Consider the following 25176-nt stretch of genomic DNA (forward strand, 5'->3'; position numbering starts at 1 on the left):
CCAAACCTCAACCAGACCATCATCAACATCCCGAAACCCAAACCAAAGCCCAGATCCCGAAACCAGCCCCACAGGTCACCCCGCAAAACCGGAAACGCCACCAACGTATCCCTTCCCAGCCTATTCAATTGTCAAACAGCACAACCCAAAGAACAAAACGACGGGTCAAATCACCCCGCCGCGAAGCCCAGTAGATTAGCCAAACACCGGATCAAACTCAAGTCCAAAACCGTGTTCGGTGGAGCGAGGCTCTATTCCTCTCGACGAAACTCGTCAACCCGGACGGAAAGCCAGAAACGCTCTCAACGCCATTTTTTTTCATAACCTATTGAAATTTAAGCTGAAAAACTTTTCATCGGGCGGACAAGCCACTCCGGCTATGGGCTCAGCGCGCGCACCCGCCACCTAACACTCCGTTGTCCGCATGACGCCCTGGGCACCTGACCTGCCGCGCCTTCACCGCCGAAACCGGGCGAATCGCAGCACTTCTGAGGGCCGAAATTTACCCCTCCCTCATCTCCCGCCAGTCCTTGTACCACTCCACGAACCGGGCGATCCCCGCCTCCAGCCGCGTCGTCGGCGCATAGCCGCACAAGGCGCCAAGGGCGGACACATCCGCCCAGGTCTCAACCGGATCGGCCTCCGGCTTCGGCCGGTTCACGATCACCGCCTGGCGCCCCAGCTGCTCTTCCAGCAGGCGCACCAGATCGGTCACGTACTCCGCCCGGTTATTCCCGATATTGAACAACCGGTGGGGCGCCGCATCGCCGGGCGGATGGTCGAACACCCCCAGAATCCCGGCCACGATGTCGTCGATATAGGTAAAATCCCGCTTCAACCGGCCTTCATCGTAGAGCGTCACCGGCTCACCTGCCATGATCGCCTCGGCGAAGCCGAAATACGCCATATCCGGCCGCCCCCAAGGCCCATAAACGGTAAAAAACCGCAGCCCGGTCTGCTTCAGGCCGAACAAATGCGTATAGGATCGGCTCATCAACTCGTCCGCCCGCTTGGTCGCGGCGTAGAGAGAGGTCGGCTGGTCCGCCCGCGCGTCCTCCGCATAAGGCAGCGCCGATCCCGTCCCATACACCGATGACGAACTGGCATAGATCAGATGTTTCACGGTCTTGCCGTGCCGCACCATCTCCAGGACCGAAAGATGCCCTGTCAGGTTCGAGGCGGCATAGGCGAAAGGCTGCTCCAACGAATAGCGTACCCCCGCCTGCGCCGCGAGATGCACGACCACTTCGACCCCATCGCCCAACCGCGCCAAGGCCGCATGGTCGGCGAGATCGAGGCGGTGGAAAACAAACCCCTGGCCCAGGCGCGCCAGCCGCGCCTGCTTCAGCCGCACATCGTAATAGGCGTTGAGGTCATCCACCCCCACCACCTCGATGCCACGCCCCAGCAGCGCCGCCGCCACATGGTAGCCAATAAAACCCGCCGCCCCGGTCACCATCACACGCACTAGGCGACGAGCCTGTCTTCGAGCAGCGTCAGCACCACATGGCCAAGGGTGATATGGCATTCCTGGATGCGCGCCGTCTCCGCATCGGGCACCAGCAACACGAAGTCGCATAGCGGCAAAGCCGGCCCGCCATCGCCCCCCAGAAATCCGACCGTCACAATCCCCATCTCCCGCGCCGCCTGCAGCGCATGCAGCACGTTGGAGGACCGCCCCGACGTGGTGATGCCGACCAGCACATCGCCGGCCTTGCCGAGGCCACGCAGCGGGCGCGCGAACATCTGGTCGATCCCGAAATCGTTCACCGCCGCACTCATCGCCGCGGCATCGAGCGTCAAGGCCAAGGCCGGCCAGCTATCCCGCGCTACCGCCCCGCGCAGCCGGATAAGCAGCTCGGTCGCCAAATGCTGCGCATCCGCCGCCGAGCCGCCATTGCCGCAAAAAATGATCTTGTTGCCCGCGCGGATCGCCCGCTCACAGGCGCCCACCACCGCCAGCACCGGCGCCGGATCCTCCGCCAGGGCCAGTTTCAGCGCCGCGGAACGCTGCAGCATCGCCGCAAACCGCCCCGCCTCCGTTTCATGATTCAGAATTGCTTTCCTCCGCGTTTGGCTCAGATAGCTATGCTTTACACGGCTGGCTGCTCAGAGAGAAGGAAAGCAGCCGCTTTTTGAAAAAAGCGGCGCAAAAACTTTTGGCTCCGCTGGGCCATGGGCTGTGTCTGCGACAACGCCCCTGGCCCAGCATTAATAAAGTTTTTTTGCTACTTTTTGTTCACAAAAAGTAGCCTTCCTTTCTCCTTAATGCGCCACCCAGCCGCCATCGATCGACAACGGCACGCCGGTCATCGTAGCAGCGCCGTCCGAGCATAAAAACACCGCCAGCGCACCGATTTCCTCCGGGCTGGTGAATTTCAGCATCGGCTGCGTTTCCGACAGCATCTTTTTCTTCTCGGTCTCGACGTCAGTGCCCGCTTCCTTGGCGCGGTCCTGCAGCTGCTTTTCCACCAGCGGCGTCAGCACCCAGCCCGGGCAGATCGCGTTCACCGTAATGCCGTCATTCGCCAGTTCCACCGCCGCCACCTTGGTGGCCCCGACCACGCCATGCTTGGCCGCGACGTAAGCCACCTTATGCGGGCTCGCCACCAGGCCGTGCGCAGAGGCAATGTTGATGATCCGCCCCCATTTCTTCGCCTTCATGCCGGGGATCGCCGCCTTCATGCCGTAGAACACGGCCGACAGGTTGATCGCGATAATCGCCTCCCATTTCGCCTCGGGAAACTCTTCCACGGGGGCGACAAACTGGATCCCGGCATTGTTCACCAGAACATCCAGACTGCCCAGCTCGGCATGCGTCTTCTGCACGATCGCCGCCACCTGGTCCGGCTTGCTCAAATCCGCGCCGTCATAGGCCACCTTCACGGAGAATTCCTTCGCCAGCCCGCTGCGGATCTGCTCGATCTCGGCCGCATCGCCAAACCCGTTCAGCATGATGCTCGCCCCTTCCGCGGCCAAGGCCCGCGCGATGCCCAGCCCGATCCCACTGGTCGAGCCCGTCACCAATGCCACCTTCCCTTTTAACACCATGTCGCGTTTTCCTTTATTTTGTTTCGGCCAGGTAGTCGTGCAGCACCTCACCATAGGGCAATGTCAGATCGGCGCAAAAATGCTGCCCGTAATGAATTTTCCGTACCGGCAAATCCGCCAGGCGGCAATTCGCATGCGGCACCAGATGCAACCGCGCCTCGCCGGTAAACGCGAATTTCAGATCGATGTCTTCCATATGATATCCCACCAGCTGCGCCACTTTCGGCTTACCGTCGACATCGGGAATGAATTTGAGGTTCACGTTGAGCTTCTTCATGCCCTCCACCATCTTGGCATGGTCCAACGGCTTCTGCTTATACACCATGGTGCCGAGCGCCACACGCTCCTCGTCGTAATGCAGCGTGCCCGTCAGCGTATCATGGATCGTCTTCAAACGCGGCTCGCCGTATTTCTTCGGAAAACCCCAGATCTCGCGCCCCGCGGTCGTCGGCGGCTCGTCGTCGAGATACATCATGACACTGTAGTTACATTTAATCCCGTTATAGAGCGCCGCAATGCCGCACCCGCTCTCCTCGTAATCTCCAAACCCCGAAGAATCCGGCATTTTCATCCATTCGAAATAAACGTCATTGCCGTCGGGCTCGAGCGGTTCCGGCAAAAACGCCCGCAACATCTCAGGATCCGTTTCATAATGAATCAGAAGATATTCCCGGTGAACGAAGCGGAACGGGCCTTTCGGATAGCTTGGGGACGCCAGCGGCATCGAAGCCGCGTTTAGAATTTCCTCACGGGTCATTTTATAACTCCCTTGTGCGCCGCAATATTTAGGATGAACCAACAGCAAATTCATGTGACGTTTATGTCACTATTTCTGCATTAAGCTACGCTCAGAGGAAGGCATTTTCTTGTGAACAAAAAGAAGCAAAAAAAACTCTATTTATGCTGGGCCATGGGCGTTGTCGCCGACACAGCCCATGGCCCAGCATAAATAAAAGTTTTTGCGCCGGTTTTTTCAAAAAGCGGCTGCTTCCTCTCGCGCCACATTTCCGTGTGCGCACAAAACGCGCTACCTGCTGTAGCACAGCTTCCGGAGATTGATCTTCATGGATATGCTAACCGACCCCCGTACGCCACTGCGTAAGCCCCTGGCCCCGATCGAGCCCCTCCCGCGCCCCGAAGGCGTCGAGCGGATCGGCCTCGTCCTTCAGGGCGGCGGCGCCCTTGGCGCCTATCAGGCCGGCGTGTACCAAGCGCTGCACGAGGCCGGGCTGGAGCCGGACTGGGTGGCTGGCGTCTCCATCGGCGCCATCAACTCCGCGATCATCGCCGGCAACAAGCCGGAGCACCGGGTGGAAAAACTCGAACGCTTCTGGATGGACATCACCGCCCGCGACCCGCTCACCGCCTGGCCGGAGGGCGACGCGCCGCGGCGCCTTCGCAACGCGCTCTCCGCCGTCAATACCACGCTGTTCGGCCAGCCCGGCTTCTTCCGTCCCACCCCGTCCCATGGCTGGTTCGCCCCGCGCGGCTCGCGCGCCGCCACCTCGCTCTACGACACCTCGCCTTTGCACAGCACGCTGGAAAAACTGGTCGATTTCGACCTGATCAACAGCCGTGCGCTCCGCTTCGCGGTCGGCGCCGTCGACGTCGCCTCTGCCAATTTCACCTATTTCGACAATACCGAGGTGGAAATCGCGCCCGAACATGTCATGGCCAGCGGCGCTCTGCCCCCGGCTTTGCCCATGGTCCGGATCGGCAGCCACTATTACTGGGATGGCGGGTTGGTCTCCAACACGCCGCTGCAGCATCTGCTCGACAATAACCGCGGCAACAACATGCTGGTCTTTCAGGTCGATCTTTTCTCCGCCCGCGGCGACATCCCGCGCGACATGCCGGAAGTCCTCGCCCGCCAAAAGGACATCCAATATTCTTCCCGCACCCGCACCACCACCGACCATTTCCTGCAGACCCATCGCCTCAGACAGGCCCTGCGCGACGCCCTGAACATGCTCCCGGACGAGCAGCTTTCCGACGCGCAACGCAGCGCCAAGGCCGATCTCGAGCACCTGTCGGAAGTCAACATTGTCCAATTGATCTACCAGCAGAAAGCCTATGAGGGTGACGCCAAGGATTACGAGTTCAGCCGCCTTTCGATGAAAGAGCACTGGCGCTCCGGCTACTACGACACGCGCAACACGCTGGCGCATAAGGACTGGCTCACCATGAAAAGCAGCGGCCCCGCCGTCACCTCCTACGACATTCACCGACACGGCGAATAGCCGTGCTGCACAACCACGAGTAACCGTGCTGCGCCACCGCGCGTAGCCGCGGCCCTGATCCGTCTCCCGGCCCTTGGCCTTGCCAGCCAAAACTGGCTACTCAGTTACAGACCAACCCGGAGTCGGACGATTTGAGCGATCTATTCGAGAATAGCGGCGCCGAGCAGAAATACTCGGCCAAGGACATCGAGGTTCTGGAGGGGCTGGAACCCGTCCGCCGCCGGCCTGGCATGTATATCGGCGGCACCGACGAGACCGCCCTGCACCATCTCGCCGCGGAAATCCTCGACAACTCCATGGACGAGGCCGTGGCCGGCCACGCCACCTTCATCGAAATGACGCTCGAGCCCGGCAACCGGCTGACCATCCGCGACAATGGCCGCGGCATCCCGGTCGACCCGCACCCCAAATTCAAGAACAAATCCGCGCTTGAGGTCATCCTCACCACGCTGCATTCCGGCGGCAAGTTCTCGGGAAAGTCTTACGCCACCTCGGGCGGCCTGCACGGCGTCGGCTCCTCGGTGGTCAACGCCCTCTCCTCCAGCTTCACCGCCGAAGTCGCCCGCGAGAAGCAACTCTACCGCCAGGAATTCGCGCGCGGCCAGCCCCAGGGCAAGCTGCAGGATCTCGGGCCCATCCAGAACCGGCGCGGCACCAGCATCCGCTTCGTGCCGGACACCGAAATTTTCGGTGACAAGGCGTTTTCACCGGCGCGGCTCTACCGGCTCTGCCGCTCAAAGGCTTACCTGTTCCGCGGCGTGCGCATCAAATGGGCGGTTGATCCCATTCTGCTGAAAGCCGATTCGGAAACCCCCGCCACCGCCGAGCTGCATTTTCCCGGCGGCCTGCGCGATTCGCTGGAAGCCGAACTCGGCGACGCACCCCGCGTGCTGCAGGAAATCTGGGCCGGCGAAGCCAAACTCCCCGACCTGCCGGATGGCACCAGCCAGGGCAAGCTGGAATGGGCCTGCGCCTGGATCGAGCGCGGCGATTCCAAGCTCGACACCTACTGCAACACCGTTCCCACCCCGCAGGGCGGCACACATGAAAGCGGCTTCCGCGCCGCTCTGTTCAAAGGCCTGCGCGCCTGGGCCGAGAGCCGCGGTAACAAGCGCGGCGCCGCCATCATCGGCGAGGACGTCGCCGGTGGCCTCGCCGCCAAATTTTCCCTGTTCATCCGCGAGCCGCAATTCCAGGGCCAGACCAAGGAAAAACTCACCAATCCGGAAGCCGCGAAACTCACCGAGGCGTCGCTGCGCGACCGCTTCGACCATTTCCTCGCCGGCGACCCCAACAATGCCGACAACCTGCTCGCCTTCGTCATCGACCGCGCCGAGGAGCGTCTGCGCCGCAAGGAGCTCAAGGACACCCCGCGCAAATCCGCGACGCGCCGGCTGCGCCTGCCCGGCAAGCTCGCCGATTGCAGCACCGAAAGCGCCGAGGGCACGGAAATCTTCCTGGTCGAGGGCGACTCGGCCGGCGGCTCGGCCAAACAGGCCCGCAACCGCAACACCCAGGCGATCCTGCCGCTGCGCGGCAAAATCCTCAACGTCGCCTCCGCCTCGGTCGAAAAACTGCGCCAGAACCAGGAATTGAAAGACCTGATCGAGGCCCTGGGCTGCGGCGTCGGCCCGCAATTCAACCGCGCCAACCTCCGCTATGAGCGGGTCATCATCATGACCGACGCGGATGTCGACGGCGCGCATATCGCCTCGCTGCTGATGACCTTCTTCTACCGTGAGTTGCCGGAACTGATCCGCCACGGCCATGTCTACCTGGCGCAACCACCCCTCTACCGCATCGTCCAAGGCGCCAAGAGCCTCTACGCGATGGACGACGCCGCGCGCGAGCGACTCGTCAAAACCTTCAAACCCGGCGCCAAGATCGAGGTCAGCCGCTTCAAAGGCCTGGGCGAAATGCCGCCCGCGATCCTCAAGGACACGACGATGGATCCGGCCAAGCGGGTGCTGCTGCGAATCGTCGCACCGCCGGAAGATCGTGCCGAGACCTCCACCATGGTGGAAAACCTGATGGGCAAACGCCCGGAACTGCGCTTCCAGTTCATCCAGGAAAACGCCGGCAACGTCACGGAATTGGATATCTGACGCCAAGCAAAGAAAGCAGCCGCTTTTTGAAAAAAGCGGCGCAAAAACTTTTGTTACGCTGGGCCATGGGCTGTGTCGTCGACAACGCCCACAGCCCAGGTTAGTAAAGTTTTTTTGCTACTTTTTGTTCACAAAAAGTAGCCTTCCTTACGCTTTCCTTCACGGCTCATTCAAACCGAATACTGAACCGTTTGTAACGCGCAACATCTCGGTCGCAGTTCATTTGGGTCAGTAAGCCTAACCTATTTTTGTCGCCGCACGCGCATAAAAAAACAGCCCGGGTCGCCCCGGGCTGTTTTTTCAGTACAAAAATCCGCTGCTCAGACCATCTTCTTCAGCGACGGCGAGGCCTTGAAGCGCACGGTCTTACCGGCCTTCACCTTGATCTCTTCGCCCGTGCGCGGATTCACGCCCTTGCGGGCCTTGGTCTTGCGCACGGTGAAGGTACCAAAGCTCGGCAAGGTGAACTTGCCGTTCTTCTTCATTTCCTTGACGATCGCCTCGATCAGATCGGACGCTGCGCGATTCGCGGACACGCCGGTAATCTCTGCGGAATTCTGAATAACCTCTGCAATGAATGCTTTCGACATGTCGTAGCCTCTTTCCTGTTGCAAGTCCTGACCTGGCTTTTCGCCGAGTCGCTCTTTTAAGCCTCGTAAACGCCTAGGCTCCGCCAACGGAGAGCCCGTGCGCTACGCAAACATCTAGCCCTCACCTCGGAAAAACACCAGAGGCTTGCAATGTGGATCTAAAAAAAAACGAATATGGGAATAAAATGGTGCCCAGAGCCGGAATCGAACCAGCGACACTGCGATTTTCAGTCGCATGCTCTACCAACTGAGCTATCTGGGCACGCCGCGGAACGCCTAAACCAACCGGCCTTCCGTTTCAACCCCGCTGGTGCTGTCACTGGGAATTGAACCCAGGACCTCTTCATTACCAATGAAGTGCTCTACCCCTGAGCTATGACAGCGCCCGTGCGGTTCCGGCCCTATATCTCCGCCGCGCGACATGTGCAACAGGCAACATGCATCCGTTCACAGAAATTAGAGACCTTGACGTCGCGCCCCCGGCCCGGCTTCAAGGGTATTCCATGAAGGACCAGCAGATCCCTACCAAGGCCCAGCTCGCGGCCGCCACCCGCCAGGCGCAATGCGCCGAGCGGGAAGCCGCTGCCCTGCGCGCCAATCTGCTGCGCCGTAAACAGCAAGCCCGCGCCACCGCCGCACGCCCGGCCGACCAACAGGAGACCCCCGACTCATGCCTGTGATGCCCGACCACTGGATCCGCAAGCAGGCCACCGAAGCAGGGATGATCGAGCCTTTCGTCGAAACGCAGAAGCGCGACGGGGTGATTTCTTACGGCCTGTCATCTTACGGCTACGACGCCCGCTGCGCCGACCATTTCAAAATTTTCACCAATGTCGACAGCGCCATTGTCGATCCGAAATCTTTCAACCCGTCGAGCTTTGTCGACCGCACCGGACCGGTCTGCATCATCCCGCCGAACAGCTTCGCCCTCACCCACACGGTCGAATATTTCCGCATTCCGCGCGACGTTCTGGTGATCTGCCTCGGCAAATCCACCTATGCACGCTGCGGCATCATCGTGAACGTGACGCCGCTGGAGCCGGAATGGGAAGGCCAGGTCACGATCGAAATTTCCAACACCACACCGCTGCCGGCCAAGATCTACGCCGGCGAGGGCATCTGCCAGTTCCTGTTCCTGCGCGGTGACACCCCATGCGAAATCTCCTATGCTGACAAAGCCGGGAAATATATGGGCCAACGCGGCGTCGCCCTGCCGAGGATGTAGTCATGGACTCGATTCGTATCGTCGGTGGTGTGCCGCTCTCCGGCACCATCCACATCTCCGGCGCCAAGAACGCCGCCTTGCCGCTGATGACCTGCGGCCTGCTCACCGATGAGCGGCTGGTTCTCTCCAATGTCGCGAAGCTGGCCGATCTCGCCACCATGGCCGACCTTCTGGCGCAGCACGGCCTGGCCGTGGAGCCGGAAGGCCGCACCTTGTCCATCGGCGGCCGCATCACCAACACCGAAGCGCCCTACGACATCGTCCGCAAGATGCGCGCCTCCTTTCTGGTCCTCGGCCCGCTGCTGGCGCGCTGCCGCGAGGCCCGTGTCTCATTGCCCGGCGGCTGCGAGATCGGCACAAGGCCGGTTGACCTGCACCTGAACGGCCTGGAGTCCATGGGCGCGGTGATGAAGCTGGAAGCCGGCTACATCAACGCCACTGCCCCGACCGGGCTGCACGGCGCCAACATCGTGTTTCCCTTCGTCTCGGTCGGCGCCACCGAAAACCTGTTGATGGCCGCAACCCTGGCGGATGGCGTCACCACCCTGAAAAACGCCGCGCGCGAGCCGGAAATTTCCGATCTCGTGCGCTGCCTCACGGCGATGGGCGCGAAAATCAAAGGCATCGGCACCGACACCCTGGTCATCGAGGGCGTCAAAACCCTGCACGGGGCCAACCATGCGATTCTCCCGGACCGCATCGAAACCGGCACCTATGCCTGCGCCGCCGCCATTACCGGCGGTAACCTGCTCCTGGAAAACGCGCGCGCTGAAGACCTCGGCGCCGTGCTCGCCTCGTTGCAGGAAGCCGGCGTGGTCGTCACGCCGGAGGGCAACGGGTTCCGCGTCGCCCGCGCCAACGGGCTGCATGGCGTCGACGTGATGACCGAGCCCTTCCCGGGCTTCCCCACCGACATGCAAGCCCAGTTCATGGCGCTCATGGCGGTCGCCGAAGGCGCCTCGATGGTCACCGAAACCATTTTCGAGAACCGCTTCATGCATGTGCCCGAGCTCAACCGCATGGGTGCCCGCATCAACGCGCACGGCTCCTCGGCCATCATCCGCGGCGTGCCGAAACTCTCGGGCGCCCCGGTCATGGCCACCGACCTGCGCGCCTCCGTGTCCCTGGTGCTGGCAGGCCTCGCCGCCCAAGGCGAGACAACCATCAGCCGCGTCTACCATCTCGACCGCGGCTACGAGGCGGTCGAACAGAAGCTCGCAGCCTGCGGCGCCCGCATCGAGCGCGTCGCTTAGGAAGAAAAAACCTACTTTTTGTGAACAAAAAGTAGCAAAAAAACTTTGTTAATTTGGGCCATGGGCGTTGTCGGCGACAACGCCCATGGCCAGCACCACCAAAAGTTTTTGCGCCGCTTTTTTCAAAAAGCGGCTGCTTTCTTAGTGTGCCGACGGGCTGGCCATCCCGCCCATCGGCGCGTTCATCCCACCTTGCTGGATCGGCAAGCCAGGCGGCGTATAGCCGGGTATTTGCGGTAAATTCAGCGGGGCGGCGTTCGGTTCGGCGGTCATCGGCGGGGGCATGCTGACCGGCGCTTGCACAGTCGGCGTGCCCGGCACCGGCGCCGTCATATAAGGCGTCTGGGCCGCCTGCCCGCTCTGCGCCGGCGGCATCATCCCGAACTGGCCGGTTTGTGCATGCGCCTGGGCAGCCCCAAGAAACACCGCCGCGACGGCGAGGATCACATGTCTGGGCATCCATTCAACTCCTGTTAGATCAGGAACATGTGGGCGCGCTTTCCCGCTTGGCCATACCGGATCGGCCGGGCGTTGTCGGCGCAAACGCCCATGGCCCAGCATAATAAAATTTTTGCGCCGCTTTTTTAAAAGCGGCCGCTTGCTTCCACCTAAGATAGCCGGCCTGAATCATCGATGATCCAAAAATCATCATGCTCTAGCCGCCTTATCCCGCGGATGGTAAGCCCCCGCCATGTCGATCGTTCTCGCGCTCCCCAAAGGCCGTATTCTCGACGAATGTGGTCCGCTCCTCAGTCGTGCCGGCATCGAACCGGCGGCCGACTATGCCGACGAATCCAGCCGGCGCTTGCGCTTTCCCACCAACCATCCGGGCCTCGACGTGATCCGTGTGCGCTCCTTCGATGTCGCCACCTTCGTCGCCTTCGGGGCGGCGCAGATCGGCATTTGCGGCGGCGACGTGATGATGGAGTTCGATTACCCGGAAATCTACGCGCCGCTCGACCTCGACATCGGCTGCTGCCGCATCTCCGTCGCCGAGCCGCGTGACGAGGTCGGCCAGACCGACCTCAACGCCCAGTCGCGTATCCGCGTCGCCAGCAAATACCCCAACGTGGCGCGCAAGCATTTCGCCGCCCGCGGCGTGCAGGCCGAGATCGTCGCCCTCAACGGCTCCATGGAACTCGCCCCCGGCCTCGGCCTTTCCCGGCTGATCGTCGACCTGGTGCAGACCGGCAGCACGCTGAAAGCCAACGGGCTGGTGGAGACCGACGTCATCGCCCATGTCTCCTCGCGCCTGATCGTCAACCGCATCGCGCTGAAAACCCGCCCGGACGAAATCGCCAACTGGATCGAGAATTTCCGCCGAGCTCTGGCCGCATGAGCCGCCGCCTCTCCACCGCCGACGCGGGGTTTGAAGCCGAGTTCACACGCCTACTCTCCCGCGCCGTCACGGCCCCGCTTCTCAGCGACTCGGTCCGCGATATTTTGGTCCGCGTGCAACGCGAGGGGGACGCAGCGGTCCTCGACCTCACCAACCGCTTTGATCGCGTGAATTACAGCCTCGCCGAGCTGCGTGTCAGCCCCGAGGAGATCAAAGCCGCCACCGCAGCAACGTCAGCTGAGCTCCGCGACGCGCTGGCGCTCGCTGCCAGCCGTATCGAGGCGTTTCATCGTGCCCAGATGCCGCAGGACCTGGCCTTCACCGACGCCACCGGCGCCGAGCTCGGCCTGCGCTGGAGCCCGCTGGACGCAGTCGGCATCTACGTTCCCGGCGGCAAAGCCTCCTACCCCTCCTCGGTGCTGATGAACGCGATTCCCGCCAGGGTCGCCGGTGTCTCGCGCATCGCCATGTGCGTCCCTTCCCCCGATGGCGTGCTGAACCCGCTGGTCCTGGCCGCCGCAGCACTTGCCGGCGTCACCGAAATCTACCGCATCGGCGGCGCCCAGGCCGTGGCCGCCCTGGCCTTTGGTACCGCGCTGATCCCCAAAGTCGACAAGATCGTCGGCCCCGGCAATGCCTATGTCGCCGAGGCCAAACGCCAAGTCTTTGGACGGGTCGGGATAGATTCCATCGCCGGACCGTCCGAGGTCCTGATCATCGCCGGAGCAGAAAACGACCCGGCGCGTCTGGCCCTCGACCTGCTGGCCCAGGCCGAACATGACGAGGAGGCGCAGGCCATCCTCATCACCGACAGCTTGGGCGTGGCCCAGGCCGTGGCCCAGGCGGTGGAAGACGCACTCAAAACCCTGCGCCGCGCCGCGATCGCCGGTGAGAGCTGGCGTCGCCATGGCGCCATCATCCTGGTCCGCGATTGGAACGAGGCCACCGCCCTCGCCAACCGCATCGCGCCCGAACATCTGCAAATCATGACCGCCGCGCCGAAGGCGATCTTCGCGAACATCCGCCATGCCGGTGCCGTGTTCCTGGGCGGCAACTGCCCCGAGGCCATCGGCGACTATATCGCCGGCCCCAACCACGTGCTGCCCACCTCCGGCACGGCGCGCTTCGCTTCCGGGCTCGCGGTGTATGATTTCCTCAAACGGACGACCTGGGTGGCGCTAGAGGATCGCGCGCTGGCCGCCATCGCTCCCGCCGCAGTGGCCCTGGCCAACGCAGAAAACCTCACCGCGCATGCAAGTTCTGTGTCCATCCGCTTGCATAAAACTTGACCAAAACCGCGCCGCGGCCCATTTGAGCGGCGTTGTTCCCCCCTTTTCATGAGGTTTGTTTGTCCAAGGAAGATATGATCGAGTTCAGCGGCATGGTCACTGAACTACTGCCTAACGCGATGTTCCGCGTGAAGCTCGACAATGAGCACGTCATTTTGGCCCATACCAGCGGCAAAATGCGCAAAAACCGCATCCGCGTCCTCGCCGGTGACCGCGTCAATGTCGAAATGACCCCCTACGACCTGACCAAAGGCCGGATCACATTCCGCTTCAAATAACGCGCCCCCGTACTGCCGCCGTGTGCTGCACGCCGATATGATGAATTCCGCGAATGTGATCCTGGCCTCGGCAAGTCCGCGGCGGCTCGAGTTGCTACGCCAGATCGGCATCGAGCCTGCGTCTATTTTCGCTCCTGACATCGACGAGACGCCCCTCGCCCAGGAGCCTCCCCGCATCTACGCGGCGCGCATGGCGGCCGCAAAACTTCGTCCCGCCGATGGTTTCACCATCGCCGCCGACACGGTTGTGGCCGCCGGACGGCGCATTCTTCCCAAGGCGGAAACCGCGGCGCAGGCCGAAAAATGCCTGAAACTGCTTTCCGGCCGCCGGCACCGCGTCTTCACCGGTCTCGCCATCCGCGCCCCTGACGGCCGCATCGCCGCCCGGGTCGTCGATTCCGTGGTCGGCTTCGCCCGGCTCGATGCCGCGCAGATCGACGCCTATCTCGCCAGCGGCGAATGGCACGGCAAGGCCGGCGGCTACGCCATCCAGGGCCAGGCGGCGGCGTTCATCGATTTCCTCTCCGGCTCCTATTCCGCCGTGGTCGGATTGCCGCTTTTTGAAACCTCCTGCCTGCTGCGCGGCCTCGGCTACCAGGCGCCGCGCGCGCCGTGATCGCCGTTTCCCGCCGCGACGGCCGGGTCCGCATCGCGTTGCTGGCCGACGATGTCTTGCGCGAGTTCTGGATCTGGGACCCCGCCCGGCCCGATGGCGTCGGCGATCTCTATACCGGCCGCATCGAGGCGGTGATGCCGGCTCTGGCCGGGCGTTTCGTTGAGCTGGGCTCCCTCTCCGGCTTCCTTCCCGACAGCGCCGGCGGCAAAACCCTCTCGGAGGGCACCTTCGCCACCTTCACCGTCACCCGCGCTCCGCAAGGCGACAAAGGCCCGCGCCTCGCCGTCGCTTCAGCCCCGCCTGCCGACCGCCCCGGCCTGCTGCGCCGCGGCCCCGGCCCGCTGCTCGATCTCTGCGCCCGTCATCCAGCCGAACCGCTGGCGATCGACGATTACGCGCTGATCGCCGAGCTGCGCCCCGCGCTGGAAGGCCGCATGCGCTTCGACGCCGCCGCCTTCGATCCGGTACTGGAAGACGAAGTGGCCGGCCTCTGCGAATTTTCCGGTCCCCTGCCCATGGGAGCAGTCATGCACATCACACCCGCGCCGGCGGCGACATTGATCGATATCGACTCCAAAGGCGCCAGCGGCGTTTCAGCGCTGGCCCTCAACACCGCCATCCTGCCGGAAATCGCCCGGCAGATCGTGCTGCGCAACCTCTCCGGCGGCATCCTGATCGATTTCGCGGGCATGAAACCCGCCGCCCGCGCCAAACTGGCCCCGCCATTGCGCGCCGCCCTTGCAACCGACCCGCTGCAACCCGAATTGCTGGGTTTTTCCCATCTGGGTTTCGCGGAATTGTCGCGCCGGCGCATCCGCCCGCCCTTGCACGAGGTTCTCACCCGATGAGCGTCTGCCCGATCTGCCAAAAACCGAGCGACAAGCAGCACCGCCCGTTCTGCTCAAAACGCTGCGCCGATATCGATCTCGGCCGCTGGCTCACCGAAGGCTATGTCGTCCCCGCCCGCCCCACGGCGGAGGAAGACGAAGAGGAGTAAAGTGAAGAATCTACTTTTTGTGAACAAAAAGTAGCAAAAAAAACTTTGTTATGCTGGGTCATGGGCGTTGGCGGCGACAACGCCCATGACCCAGCATAAGCGGCCTCTTTCTTTAACCCGCCACTGCACACAGCTCCTCCAGCCGCGCCAGCGCCGCCTCGACCGAAGGCTGCACCTCGAACAGGTCGCACACCGTCTCTCGGGCGAAACCGCGGTCGATCGCCTGCTCGACCATCGCCACGAAAGGCTGCGCCCAGCCCAGAATGTCCACCAGAATGATCGGCTTGGTATGCTGCCCAAGCTGCTTCCAGGTGAGAATCTCGATCGTCTCGTCCAACGTGCCGAGCCCGCCCGGCATCACCACGAACGCATCCCCCAGGGCGAACATCCGCCGCTTGCGGGTATGCATCGAGTCCGTGACGATCAATTCCGACAGGCCGGGAAACTCCACCTCACGCTGCCGCAAAAAATCCGGGATGATCCCGGTCACATGCGCGCCGGCAGCCAAAGCGGCCCCGGCCGTGATCCCCATCAACCCGACATTGCCGCCACCGAACACCAGCGCCATGCCCGCCGCCCCGATCCCGCGCCCCAAAGAGGCCGCCGCCGCCGCGTAGGCCGGGTCCACGCCCGGGGAGGAGCCGCAAAAGACAGTGACTGAAAAAGATGCCATGGTGTCGGCTTCGCCTCGCTTCCTGTATAAGCCCGTTCGTGGCAGGCTCAGCGCCACATAGCAAGCAACCGCCAGGCAATGCGACAGGGGCGTCTTTATGGCTGAAATGACACGGAAATATGGGGGAATGGCCGCACTCGGCGTGGTCGCGCTCGGCGCCATCGCCGGCCTGAGCTATCTCGGCCTGCGCCCACAGTTGCAACCGACCCCGCCAGCGCCGCCGCCGCCCGCTGCCACCAACGTGATCAATCCGCCCAGCTTCGACGTGGTCCGCGTCGACCCGAACGGGAACACGGTGCTCGCCGGCCGCGCCGCACCTGGCGCCACCGTCACCGTGAAAAGCGGCGACACCGTCATCGGCACGGCACGGGCCGACGCGCAGGGCTCTTTCGTGATTATCCCCACGAAGCCTTTATCCGCAGGCCCACAGGAGCTGTCCCTCACCGAAGCCCTTCCCAACGGCACGGTCATCGGCGCCGCCGGGACCGCCTCGATCAATGTGCCCTCCGGCCAGGGCCAGGCTCTGGCCGTGCTGTCCGGTCCGAATGGCAGCGCGGTCGTCTCCGGCCAGGGGCCGCGCCCCGGTACGCTCGGCATCGGCACCGTCGATTACGACGCCAACGGCCACGCGATCTTCTCCGGCACCGCGCCCGCCGGCGCCAAGATCAACCTCGCCCTCAACGGCAAGGAGATCGGCAGCGCCACCGCCGACCGGAACGGCATCTGGCGCTTCACGGCCCGCGTGCCCGACGGCAACGGCACCCTGGCCCTCTCCGCCACCGGCGCCAACGGCGCCATGCTGCCGCCGGTAAGTGCGCCCTTCGCCCTGGAAACCCTGCCGGGCGCGCTCGCCGCCGGCCATATCGTCATCACCCACGGCGAGAATCTCTGGCTGATCGCCCGCCACGTGTATGGACGCGGCACGCTCTACACATTGATTTACAACGCCAATTCCGACAAAATCCGCGACCCAAATCTTATTTTCCCCGGCCAGGGCTTTGCCCTGCCGAAACCACAAGGCTAAGTCCATGGACATCCTCGAGACTATCAGATCGGTGCTGGCGCCGCCCCATAAGGCTGGCTACCCGTTCATCGTGGGCGGAATCGCCGTGGCCGTGATCGGCCTTCTATTGTGGCACCCTCTGGCCTGGCTCGGCCTGCTTTTCACCCTGTTCTGCCTGTATTTCTTCCGCGACCCTGAGCGCGTCCTGCCGCCCCGCCCCAACGTCTTCGTCGCCCCGGCGGACGGCCTCGTGGTCAGCGTCGAACCCGCCATCCCGCCGGCCGAGCTCGGCCTCGGCCAGGAGACGCGCCTGCGCGTCGCGATCTTCCTCTCGGTGCTCGACGTGCACGTCAACCGCGCGCCGATCTCTGGCCTGGTCAGCCGCATCGCCTACCATCCCGGCAAATTCCTCAGCGCCGCGGACGAAAAAGCGAGCGACGACAACGAACGCAACAGCATCCTGCTGAGCCTGCCCACCGGCCAGGAAGTCGTGGTCGTGCAGATCGCCGGCCTGATCGCGCGGCGCATTCTGTGCGACATCCATGAAGGCCAGGCCCTCACCGCCGGCCAGCGCATCGGCATCATCCGCTTCGGCAGCCGTACTGACCTGTACCTGCCGGAAGGCACGCTCCCCCTGGTCGCGGTCGGCCAGCGCATGATCGGCGGCGAGACGGTCATCGCCGAACTAAGCTCCGTGATCGCACCGGCGCCCATCTCCATATGAACCGCCTGCCCCGGCGGCTGCCGCGCCGCCACCGGTTTTCCGGCAGCAGCTTCAACCGCATGCTGCCGAACCTGATGACACTGCTTGGCCTGTGCATCGGCCTGTCCTCCATCCGCCTGGCGATGGACGGCAAATTCGGCAGCGCCGTCCTCGCGATCGCGGTGTCCGGCGTGATCGATGGGCTGGACGGGCGCCTGGCGCGCCTGCTCAAGGCAACCTCGCGCTTCGGCGCCGAATTCGACAGCCTGGCCGATTTCCTCTGCTTCGGCATCGCTCCGGCGCTGGTCATCTATGTCTGGTCGCTGCAACCCTGGGGGGCGATCGGCTTCCTGCCGCCGCTGATCTACGCCTCGGCCATGGCGCTGCGCCTGGCGCGCTTCAACGCCGCCCTCGACAGCGCGCCAAAAGCCGCCTTCGCCTATAATTTCTTCACCGGCGTCCCCGCCCCGGCCGGCGCCGGGCTGGCGCTGTTTCCGCTGTTTCTCGGCCTCGAGGCGAACCGGCTGCATCTCTACTGGCTCAGCGACGCCACCGCCTTCCCGCTCTTCACCGGCGCCATCCTGATCGCCGTGGCGCTGCTCTGCGTCTCCACCTTGCCGGTCTGGAGTTTCAAGAACTTCAAGATCCCGGCATCGACCATCCTGCCGCTGCTGCTTGGCGTGGTGGTCTTCGCGGCGATCATTTTCGCCGACCCCTTCGCCGCCGGCGCGCTGCTCGGCCTCGCCTACATGATCATGCTGCCCTTCAGCCTCCGCAGCTACCGCCGCTTGGCCGCCGAAGCCGAAGCCCGCCGCACCGGCCCCACCCTGCCGGTCGAAGTGGACCTCACCCCCCCGGCCGATCCTTAGAGCAAGAAAGCAGCCGCTTTTTGAAAAAAGCGGCGCAAAAACTTCTTCTATGCTGGGCCATGGGCGGTGTCGGTGACAACGCTCATGGCCCGCTGATCTGAGCCGCTTCTTTTTATCTGCGCCGCTCCCCATATCCCCGGCAAGAGCGAGGAGATCGGCCATGACGAAAATCCATTACCGCGTTGTCCGGCACGACGGCGGCTGGGCATATAAATTGGGCGACGTATTTTCAGAGACATTTCCCAGCCGCGATCGAGCGATGGCGGCGGCCAAGCGTGTGGCCGCCGAGCAGCATGTGCCGGGGGAGACGGGGTATATCGAATACCAGACCGAGGATGGCCGATGGCATGTCGAACTCGCCGCTGGGAGCGATCGGCCGGAGGCGGATGTTCTCGAGTGAGCGTTGAAACCCGGGAGAACTTTTTTTACCGCTGGGCCAAGGGCGTTGTCGCCGACACCCCCCATGGCCCAGCGGACCAAAATTTTTGCGCCGCTTTTTTTAAAAAGCGGCTGCTTTCTCCTAGATAACCCGGTTAGCCCGCGCCAGCACGGCCTCGAACAGCACCTGTGTCCCCGCCTCGGCCTCATCGGGCTCGATGGATTCCGCCTCGTTATGCGAGAGCCCGTTTTTGCACGGCGTGAAGATCATCGCGGTGGGGATACGCATCGCGGTGTGCACCGCATCATGCCCGGCACCGGACACCATTCTGCGCGCCGGATAACCGAGTTTCGCCGCCGCCTGCTCCACCAGTGATACGCATTCCGGATCAAAAGGCTGCGCCGGCACACGGAAGATCGGCGTCATCGTCAGCTCGGTATGATTGGCTTCGGCCAGCGCCTTCGCACGCGCCGGAAACGTCTCGGCGATATCGCTGATCCGTTGTTCGGAAACATTGCGGAACTCCACGCTGAACCGCACCCGGCCGGGAATCACGTTCGGCGAGTTCGGGTACACGTTGAACCGCCCCACAGTGCCACGCCCGGGATCGGTCATGCTGGTATCGCCCTCCTCGCGCATGATGGCGTCCACCAGATCGACGATGCGCGCCGCCGTCAGCAGCGCGTCCTTGCGCACGACGGCGGGCGTGGTGCCGGCATGGGAGTCGTAACCGGTCACTTCTGCGTCAAACCAGATCTGCGCCTGCGCCCCGGTGACGATGCCGATTTTTTTCTGCTCCGCCTCCAGCATTGGGCCTTGCTCGATATGCAGTTCGAACAGCGCATCCGCGGGAAAGGCCGCGCAGAGTTCCGCGCCCGTAAAACCAATTTTCTGCAACGCCTCGGCGACGGTTATGCCCTCTTCGTCCTTCAGCGCCTTGATCGTCTCTTCCGCCGCCAGCCCCGCCCACACGGCGCTGCCCATCATCGCGCGGCCGAATCGGCAGCCTTCCTCATCGGTCCAGTTCACCAGCTCGATCGGCGCCTCCGTGACAATATGGAGGTCATGCAGCGTGCGCATGACCTCCAGCCCGGCGATCACGCCGAGCGCCCCATCGAATTTTCCACCCGTCGGCTGGCTGTCGAGATGCGAGCCCAGCAGCACCGGCGGCCGCGTCGCATCGCGCCCCTCGCGCCTTGCGAACATGTTGCCCATGCTGTCGACTCGGACCTTCAGCCCCACCGCCTCGCACCAGCCCTGAAACAGTTGCCGGCCCTGGCGATCCTCCGCGCTGAGCGTGATCCGCTTCACCCCGCCTTTCGGCGTCGCGCCGATCTTGGCGATCTCCATCAGCGTATCCCACAGCCTGGCGCCGTCGATTCGCTGGTTGGTACGTGCTGTCATAGAAAACTCCTGGGTTGCCGCTAAGGTGCGCTGGCTTTATGCACGCGGCAGTTACGACGGAACAGGCGAACATGGCGAGTTTGGCAGAAATTTCAGGCAACGAAGCGGCTCTGGCACGACAGGCGGAGATCCTGGCGCGGCCCCTCACCGAAGACCGGACCATGGCCAACGCGATCCGCGCGCTGGCCATCGATGCGGTCGAAGCCTCCAAATCCGGCCATCCGGGCATGCCGATGGGCATGGCCGACGCCGCCGCCACGCTCTGGCGCAAATACCTGAAATTCGACGCCGCCGATCCGAACTGGGCGGACCGCGACCGCTTCGTGCTCTCGGCCGGCCACGGCTCCATGCTGCTCTACGCGCTGCTGCACCTCACCGGGCATGAGCGCATGGATATCAGCGACCTCAAATCCTTCCGCCAGCTGCATTCCGTGGCCGCCGGGCATCCGGAATACCGCGAGCACCCGGCCATCGAAATGACCACCGGCCCGCTCGGCCAGGGCCTGGCCACGGCGGTGGGCATGGCGCTCGCGGAGCGCCTGCTGGCGGCGAAATTCGGCAAGAGCCTGGTCGACCACCGCACCTGGGTGATCGCCGGCGATGGCTGCCTGATGGAGGGCGTCAGCCACGAGGCCGGCGCGCTCGCCGGGCATCTCAAGCTCAACAAGCTGGTGGTGCTGTTCGACGATAACAGCATCTCCATCGACGGCGGCACCAACCTCTCCACCTCCGAGGATCCGCTGAAGCGTTTCGCCGGCTATGGCTGGGCGACCAAGCGCATCGACGGGCACGATTTCGACCAGCTCCAGGCGGCCCTGAACTTCGCCATGAAGTCGAGCAAGCCGGTCATGATCGCCTGCAAGACCATCATCGGCTTCGGCGCGCCGAGCAAGGCCGGCACCGCGGGCACCCACGGCGCGCCCCTGGGCGGCGCCGAGGCCGAAGCGGCGAAACGCGCTTTGGGCTGGGAGCAGCTGCCCTTCACCGTGCCTGACGAGGTCTATACGCCCTGGCGCGCCGCCGGCAGCCGTGGTGCCGCGCCCCGCCGCGCCTGGCTGAAGCGCCTGGCCAAGCACCCGCAACGCGCGGAATTCGAGCGCGTGATGGAAGGCCAGCTGCCCGAAGCCTGGGTCGACGCCATGGCCACCTACAAGGCGGCGCTGGCGGAGCAGAAACCCAAGCTCGCCACCCGCCAGGCTAGCCAGAAGGCGCTGGAAGTGCTGGTCCCCGCCCTCCCCGAACTGGTCGGCGGCTCCGCCGACCTCACCGGCTCCAACCTCACGCTGGTGAAGGGCATGGCCGGCGCCACGGCCGAGAATTTTGCCGCCCGCTACATTTATTACGGCGTGCGCGAGCACGGCATGGGTGCTGCGATGAACGGCATCGCCCTGCATGGCGGCCTCATCCCCTATGGCGGCACGTTCTTCGTGTTCTCCGACTACATGCGTCCGGCCATCCGTCTCGCGGCGCTGATGCGGATCCGCGCCATCCATGTGCTGACCCACGACTCCATCGGCCTCGGCGAGGACGGCCCGACGCATCAGCCGATCGAGCATCTGGCCAGCTTCCGTGCCATGCCGAACGTGCTGGTACTGCGCCCGGCCGACGCCATGGAAACCGCGGAGTGCTGGGAGCTTGCCATCCGCAACACCTCTGGCCCCACGCTGCTGGTGCTCTCCCGCCAGGCGGTCCCGGCGCTGCGCCTGCAGGCCAACGGCTGCAAGAGCGCGCGCGGCGGCTATGTCATGGCCGAAGCCGAAGGCAAGCGCGCCGCCACCCTGATCGCCACCGGCACTGAGGTTTCGCTGGCCATGGCCGCGCGTGAAAAACTGGCGCAGGAGGGCATCCAGGTCGCGGTCGTATCGGTTCCGAGTTTTGAACTTTTCACGCAACAGGATGCGAGCTATCAACACGCCGTACTGGGCGACGCGCCGCGCATCGGCATCGAGGCCGCCGCCGGCTTCGGATGGGAGCGCTGGCTGGGGACGGACGGCACCTTCATCGGCATGACGGGGTTTGGCGCCAGCGCGCCGGCGGAAACCCTATATAAGCATTTCGGGATTACGGAAGCGGCCATCGTGGCCGCCGTCAAAAAGAAAGGAAACTGAAGAGTGGCAGTAAAAATCGCGATTAACGGCTTCGGACGCATCGGTCGGCTGGTGCTACGCGCCATGATCGAAAGCGGCCGGACCGATGTCGAGCCGGTGCTGATCAATGATCTCGGCAGCGTCGAAGACAACGCGCATTTACTCCGCTACGATTCCGTACACGGCCGCTTCCCCGGCACCGTCGAGGTGCGGGGCGATACCCTGGTCATCAGCCATGCCGGCCGCACCTATGCGCCGATCAAAGTCACCGCCGAGCGCGACCCGTCGAAAGTGCCGCTCAGCGGTGTCGACGTGGCGATGGAATGCACCGGCCTGTTCACCAAGCGCGAATCCGCCGCCCAGCTGCTCACCGCCGGCGCGCGCAAGGTGCTGGTCTCCGCCCCGGCGGACGGGGTGGACGCCACCATCGTCTACGGCGTCAACCACAAGACGCTGACCAAGGACATGACGGTCATTTCGAACGCCTCTTGCACCACCAACTGCCTCGCCCCGATGGCCAAGGTGCTGCACGAGGCTTTCGGCATCGAACGCGGCTACATGGTGACCATCCACTCCTATACCGGCGACCAGAAGACCGTGGACACGCTGCACAAGGACCTGCACCGCGCCCGCGCCGCCGCGCTGTCGATGATCCCGACCACCACCGGCGCCGCCAAGGCCGTCGGCCTGGTGCTGCCGGAACTCAAGGGCAAGCTGGACGGCACCGCCATCCGTGTGCCGACGCCGAACGTGTCGCTGGTCTCGCTCGACGTGAACCTCAAAAAGCAGGCCACCGCCGAAGAGATCAACGCCGCCATGAAAAAGGCCGCCGAGGGCGAGCTCAAGGGCATCCTCGACTACTCCACCGCCAAGCTGGTCAGCGCCGACTTCAACCACGTCGCCTACTCCTGCAGCTTCGACGCCCCGCAGACCACGGTCGTCGACGGTGCGCTGGCGCGGGTGATGGGCTGGTACGACAATGAATGGGGCTTCTCGAGCCGCATGTCCGACACAGCGGCGCTGTTCGGGTCGCTGTGAGCCAGACGCTCGACGACATGAAAATCGCGGGGCAGCGCGTGCTGCTCCGCGCGGACCTCAACGTGCCGGTCCGCGACGGCAAGGTGACCGACCTGACACGGCTGGAACGCCTGGCCCCGACGATCCGTGAGCTCTCCGAAAAGGGCGCGCGGGTGATCGTGCTCAGCCATTTCGACCGGCCGCAAGGCAAGATCGTGCCGGAAATGTCGCTGCGCCCCATCGCCGAGGCTTTGGGCACGGTGCTGGGCAAGCCGGTCGGCTTTGCGGCGGATTGCGTCGGCCCAGAGGCCACAGCCAAGGTCGCGGCAATGCACGGCGGCGACGTGGTGGTGCTGGAAAACACCCGCTTCCACCCCGGCGAGGAGGAGAACGACCCGGAATTCGCCAAGGCGCTGGCACAGCTCGCCGACGTCTACGTGAACGACGCCTTCTCCGTCTCGCACCGGGCCCATGCCAGCACCGAGGGCGTGGCGAAGCTGCTGCCCTCCTATGCCGGACGGCTGATGCAGGCGGAACTCACGGCGCTGGAACAAGCGCTCGGCAACCCGGCCCGCCCGGTCGCCGCCATTGTCGCCGGCTCAAAAGTCTCCACCAAGCTCGACCTGCTGGGCAACCTGGTCGGCAAGGTGGACATCCTGGTCATCGGCGGCGCCATGGCCAACACCTTCCTCGCGGCGCAGGGCCATGACGTCGGTAGGTCACTGCAGGAAAAAGACCTGCACGCCACGGCGCTGGCGATCCTGAAGACCGCCAAGGAAAAAGACTGCGAGATCGTCCTGCCCCAGGACGTGGTCGTCGCCAAAACCTTCGCCGCCGACGTGCCGACCCAGGTGGTCGGCGTGAACGCCATCCCGGCCGACTCCATGGCCCTCGATGTCGGCCCCGCCACGGTCGCCGCCTTCATCAAGCGCCTGCCGGAAATCAAGACCATCATCTGGAACGGCCCGCTCGGCGCGTTCGAAACCAAGCCCTTCGACGCCTCGACCAACGAACTGGCCGAAGCCATCGCCAAGGCCACCGACGCGGGCAAGATCGTCTCGGTCGGCGGCGGCGGCGACACGGTGTCGGCCTTGAAGCTGGCCGGCGTGCACGAGCGGATGAGCTACCTCTCCAGCGCCGGCGGCGCCTTCCTGGAATGGATGGAAGGCAAGATCCTGCCGGGGGTGGAAGTGTTGAGCGCCGGCTTGTCAAACCTAGGGTAAAGCAAAGAAAAGGCTACTTTTTGTGAACAAAAAGTAGCAAAAAAACTTTATTAATTTGGGCCATGGGCGTTGTCGGTGACAACGCCCATGGCCCAGCATAAAAAAAGTTTTTGCGCCGCTTTCTTTCGGAGAGAGCCATGCCGGACTTCGTGAAGCAGATCCCCGAGGGCGACACGCGTGAGCGCGAAGTCTGCGCGCATTGCGGCTATATCGCCTATGACAACCCCAAAATCGTCAGCGGGGCGGTGGTGGCGCATGAAGGCAAGGTGCTGCTCTGCCGCCGCGCCATCGAGCCGCGCGCCGGCTTCTGGACCTTGCCTGCCGGTTTTCTCGAAGCGCATGAACAGCCCGAGGACGGAGCGCGGCGCGAAGCGCTCGAGGAGGCCGCGGCGCGCATCACCCTGGACGGGCTGATCGGCATCTACACCGTTCGCCGCATCTCCCAGGTGCAGATGTTTTTCCGCGCCCGCTTCGACGGCCCGCCCGCCTTCGCCGCCGGGGAAGAAACGCTGGAAACCAAACTCTTCACCTGGGAGGAAATTCCCTGGGAAGAAATCGCCTTCCCCTCTGTCATCTGGACGCTGCAGACCTGGCGCGCGGGGGAAGACGGCATGCCCGACATCGAGCGCTTCTCGGTCAGCGTGTGAAACGCTGGGCCATGGGCGTTGTCACCGACACCGCCCATGACCCAGCATAATAAAGTTTTTTTGCTACTTTTTGTTCAGGGCTTGTTGAGATTTAGGGATTCCCCTGGTCACGGCGTTTGTGATTCACGCTTTTCATGGACCGCTTTGCACTGACGGACGCTCAATGGGCGAAAATGGAGCCGCACTGT

Annotated in this window: 27 protein-coding genes and 2 tRNA genes; 19 read left to right on the forward strand and 10 right to left on the reverse strand. The window is 63.8% G+C overall.

Translation table 11 applies throughout. The features are described from left to right. Positions 1 to 502: 502 nt before the first annotated feature. From VGG47_RS01485 to VGG47_RS01500, 4 genes are all read right to left on the reverse strand, one after another. Complete coding sequence (locus VGG47_RS01485; RefSeq protein WP_331535094.1) at positions 503 to 1468, reverse strand: NAD-dependent epimerase/dehydratase family protein; 966 nt, start codon at positions 1466 to 1468, stop codon at positions 503 to 505. Continuing rightward, on the reverse strand, positions 1468 to 2019 hold the full coding sequence (locus VGG47_RS01490; RefSeq protein WP_331535095.1) for a D-sedoheptulose-7-phosphate isomerase: 552 nt from the start codon (positions 2017 to 2019) through the stop codon (positions 1468 to 1470). Before VGG47_RS01490 ends, VGG47_RS01485 begins: the two co-directional genes overlap by 1 nt. A 246-nt stretch (positions 2020 to 2265) precedes the next feature. Beyond that, positions 2266 to 3051, reverse strand: coding sequence for a 3-hydroxybutyrate dehydrogenase (locus VGG47_RS01495; protein ID WP_331535096.1), 786 nt, complete (start codon positions 3049 to 3051; stop codon positions 2266 to 2268). Positions 3052 to 3064: 13 nt separating this feature from the next. Next, positions 3065 to 3808 (reverse strand): acetoacetate decarboxylase, encoded by a 744-nt coding sequence (locus tag VGG47_RS01500; protein WP_331535097.1) that lies wholly within the window; start codon positions 3806 to 3808, stop codon positions 3065 to 3067. 307 nt (positions 3809 to 4115) lie between these two features. Between VGG47_RS01500 and VGG47_RS01505 the strand changes: the two genes are divergently transcribed. Both VGG47_RS01505 and parE read left to right on the forward strand, forming a co-directional pair. After that, positions 4116 to 5291, forward strand: coding sequence for a patatin-like phospholipase family protein (locus VGG47_RS01505; RefSeq protein WP_331535098.1), 1176 nt, complete (start codon positions 4116 to 4118; stop codon positions 5289 to 5291). Positions 5292 to 5422: 131 nt separating this feature from the next. Beyond that, complete coding sequence (gene parE, locus VGG47_RS01510) at positions 5423 to 7396, forward strand: DNA topoisomerase IV subunit B (protein WP_331535099.1); 1974 nt, start codon at positions 5423 to 5425, stop codon at positions 7394 to 7396. A 320-nt stretch (positions 7397 to 7716) separates the two neighbouring features. Here the strand turns inward: parE and VGG47_RS01515 are convergent, their stop codons facing one another. From VGG47_RS01515 to VGG47_RS01525, 3 genes are all read right to left on the reverse strand, one after another. After that, positions 7717 to 7986, reverse strand: a complete 270-nt coding sequence (locus VGG47_RS01515) for an HU family DNA-binding protein (protein WP_331535100.1) — start codon at positions 7984 to 7986, stop codon at positions 7717 to 7719. A 186-nt stretch (positions 7987 to 8172) separates the two neighbouring features. Then, positions 8173 to 8248, reverse strand: a tRNA-Phe gene (locus VGG47_RS01520). Positions 8249 to 8294: 46 nt separating this feature from the next. Then, a tRNA-Thr gene (locus VGG47_RS01525) sits at positions 8295 to 8369 on the reverse strand. 120 nt (positions 8370 to 8489) lie between these two features. Here VGG47_RS01525 and VGG47_RS01530 point away from each other — a divergent pair. The 3 genes from VGG47_RS01530 to murA are packed head-to-tail and all read left to right on the forward strand — an operon-like array spanning position 8490 to position 10464. Beyond that, positions 8490 to 8666 carry a hypothetical protein gene (locus VGG47_RS01530; protein WP_331535101.1) on the forward strand — a complete coding sequence of 59 codons (177 nt, stop codon included), beginning with the start codon at positions 8490 to 8492 and terminating at the stop codon, positions 8664 to 8666. Beyond that, a complete protein-coding gene (dcd, locus tag VGG47_RS01535; RefSeq protein ID WP_331535102.1) occupies positions 8657 to 9211 on the forward strand; it encodes a dCTP deaminase in 555 nt (184 codons plus the stop codon). The genes VGG47_RS01530 and dcd overlap by 10 nt, the downstream gene beginning before the upstream one ends. 2 nt (positions 9212 to 9213) lie before the next feature. Further along, entirely contained in the window at positions 9214 to 10464 is a 1251-nt protein-coding gene (gene murA / locus VGG47_RS01540; RefSeq protein WP_331535103.1) for a UDP-N-acetylglucosamine 1-carboxyvinyltransferase, read from the forward strand. 141 nt (positions 10465 to 10605) lie between these two features. Here the strand turns inward: murA and VGG47_RS01545 are convergent, their stop codons facing one another. Continuing rightward, complete coding sequence (locus VGG47_RS01545; protein WP_331535104.1) at positions 10606 to 10923, reverse strand: hypothetical protein; 318 nt, start codon at positions 10921 to 10923, stop codon at positions 10606 to 10608. A 232-nt stretch (positions 10924 to 11155) separates the two neighbouring features. On the opposite strand from VGG47_RS01545, the gene hisG reads away from it, so the two are divergent. The 6 genes from hisG (at position 11156) to VGG47_RS01575 (ending at position 14983) form a co-directional block, all read left to right on the forward strand. Next, positions 11156 to 11803 (forward strand): ATP phosphoribosyltransferase, encoded by a 648-nt coding sequence (gene hisG / locus VGG47_RS01550; protein WP_331535105.1) that lies wholly within the window; start codon positions 11156 to 11158, stop codon positions 11801 to 11803. Further along, complete coding sequence (gene hisD / locus VGG47_RS01555; RefSeq protein WP_331535106.1) at positions 11800 to 13092, forward strand: histidinol dehydrogenase; 1293 nt, start codon at positions 11800 to 11802, stop codon at positions 13090 to 13092. Before hisG ends, hisD begins: the two co-directional genes overlap by 4 nt. A gap of 74 nt (positions 13093 to 13166) precedes the next feature. After that, positions 13167 to 13370, forward strand: coding sequence for a translation initiation factor IF-1 (infA, locus tag VGG47_RS01560; RefSeq protein WP_408840003.1), 204 nt, complete (start codon positions 13167 to 13169; stop codon positions 13368 to 13370). Positions 13371 to 13407: 37 nt separating this feature from the next. Then, entirely contained in the window at positions 13408 to 13986 is a 579-nt protein-coding gene (locus VGG47_RS01565) for a Maf family protein (RefSeq protein ID WP_331535107.1), read from the forward strand. Then, complete coding sequence (locus VGG47_RS01570; RefSeq protein ID WP_331535108.1) at positions 13983 to 14834, forward strand: ribonuclease E/G; 852 nt, start codon at positions 13983 to 13985, stop codon at positions 14832 to 14834. Before VGG47_RS01565 ends, VGG47_RS01570 begins: the two co-directional genes overlap by 4 nt. Continuing rightward, positions 14831 to 14983 carry a DNA gyrase inhibitor YacG gene (locus VGG47_RS01575; RefSeq protein WP_331535109.1) on the forward strand — a complete coding sequence of 51 codons (153 nt, stop codon included), beginning with the start codon at positions 14831 to 14833 and terminating at the stop codon, positions 14981 to 14983. The genes VGG47_RS01570 and VGG47_RS01575 overlap by 4 nt, the downstream gene beginning before the upstream one ends. Positions 14984 to 15095: 112 nt before the next feature. Here the strand turns inward: VGG47_RS01575 and VGG47_RS01580 are convergent, their stop codons facing one another. Beyond that, positions 15096 to 15656, reverse strand: a complete 561-nt coding sequence (locus VGG47_RS01580) for a TIGR00730 family Rossman fold protein (protein ID WP_331535110.1) — start codon at positions 15654 to 15656, stop codon at positions 15096 to 15098. Positions 15657 to 15753: 97 nt separating this feature from the next. Between VGG47_RS01580 and VGG47_RS01585 the strand changes: the two genes are divergently transcribed. From VGG47_RS01585 to VGG47_RS01600, 4 genes are all read left to right on the forward strand, one after another. Continuing rightward, on the forward strand, positions 15754 to 16680 hold the full coding sequence (locus VGG47_RS01585; protein WP_331535111.1) for a LysM peptidoglycan-binding domain-containing protein: 927 nt from the start codon (positions 15754 to 15756) through the stop codon (positions 16678 to 16680). A gap of 4 nt (positions 16681 to 16684) precedes the next feature. Further along, entirely contained in the window at positions 16685 to 17383 is a 699-nt protein-coding gene (locus VGG47_RS01590) for a phosphatidylserine decarboxylase (protein ID WP_331535112.1), read from the forward strand. Beyond that, positions 17380 to 18231, forward strand: coding sequence for a CDP-alcohol phosphatidyltransferase family protein (locus tag VGG47_RS01595; RefSeq protein WP_331535113.1), 852 nt, complete (start codon positions 17380 to 17382; stop codon positions 18229 to 18231). Before VGG47_RS01590 ends, VGG47_RS01595 begins: the two co-directional genes overlap by 4 nt. A gap of 160 nt (positions 18232 to 18391) precedes the next feature. Continuing rightward, positions 18392 to 18631, forward strand: a complete 240-nt coding sequence (locus VGG47_RS01600) for a DUF2188 domain-containing protein (RefSeq protein ID WP_331535114.1) — start codon at positions 18392 to 18394, stop codon at positions 18629 to 18631. Positions 18632 to 18751: 120 nt separating this feature from the next. On the opposite strand, the gene VGG47_RS01605 is transcribed toward VGG47_RS01600, so the two are convergent. Further along, positions 18752 to 20014 carry a Zn-dependent hydrolase gene (locus tag VGG47_RS01605; protein WP_331535115.1) on the reverse strand — a complete coding sequence of 421 codons (1263 nt, stop codon included), beginning with the start codon at positions 20012 to 20014 and terminating at the stop codon, positions 18752 to 18754. A 38-nt stretch (positions 20015 to 20052) separates the two neighbouring features. Between VGG47_RS01605 and tkt the strand changes: the two genes are divergently transcribed. The 4 genes from tkt (at position 20053) to VGG47_RS01625 (ending at position 24988) form a co-directional block, all read left to right on the forward strand. Further along, a complete protein-coding gene (gene tkt / locus VGG47_RS01610; protein WP_331535116.1) occupies positions 20053 to 22122 on the forward strand; it encodes a transketolase in 2070 nt (689 codons plus the stop codon). Positions 22123 to 22125: 3 nt separating this feature from the next. Continuing rightward, positions 22126 to 23139, forward strand: coding sequence for a type I glyceraldehyde-3-phosphate dehydrogenase (gap, locus tag VGG47_RS01615; protein WP_331535117.1), 1014 nt, complete (start codon positions 22126 to 22128; stop codon positions 23137 to 23139). Between the two features lie 17 nt (positions 23140 to 23156). Further along, complete coding sequence (locus VGG47_RS01620) at positions 23157 to 24341, forward strand: phosphoglycerate kinase (protein WP_331535119.1); 1185 nt, start codon at positions 23157 to 23159, stop codon at positions 24339 to 24341. Positions 24342 to 24478: 137 nt separating this feature from the next. After that, complete coding sequence (locus tag VGG47_RS01625; protein WP_331535118.1) at positions 24479 to 24988, forward strand: NUDIX hydrolase; 510 nt, start codon at positions 24479 to 24481, stop codon at positions 24986 to 24988. Positions 24989 to 25176 lie beyond the last annotated feature (188 nt).

The organism is Acidocella sp. (assembly GCF_036489515.1).
GTDB lineage: Bacteria > Pseudomonadota > Alphaproteobacteria > Acetobacterales > Acetobacteraceae > Acidocella.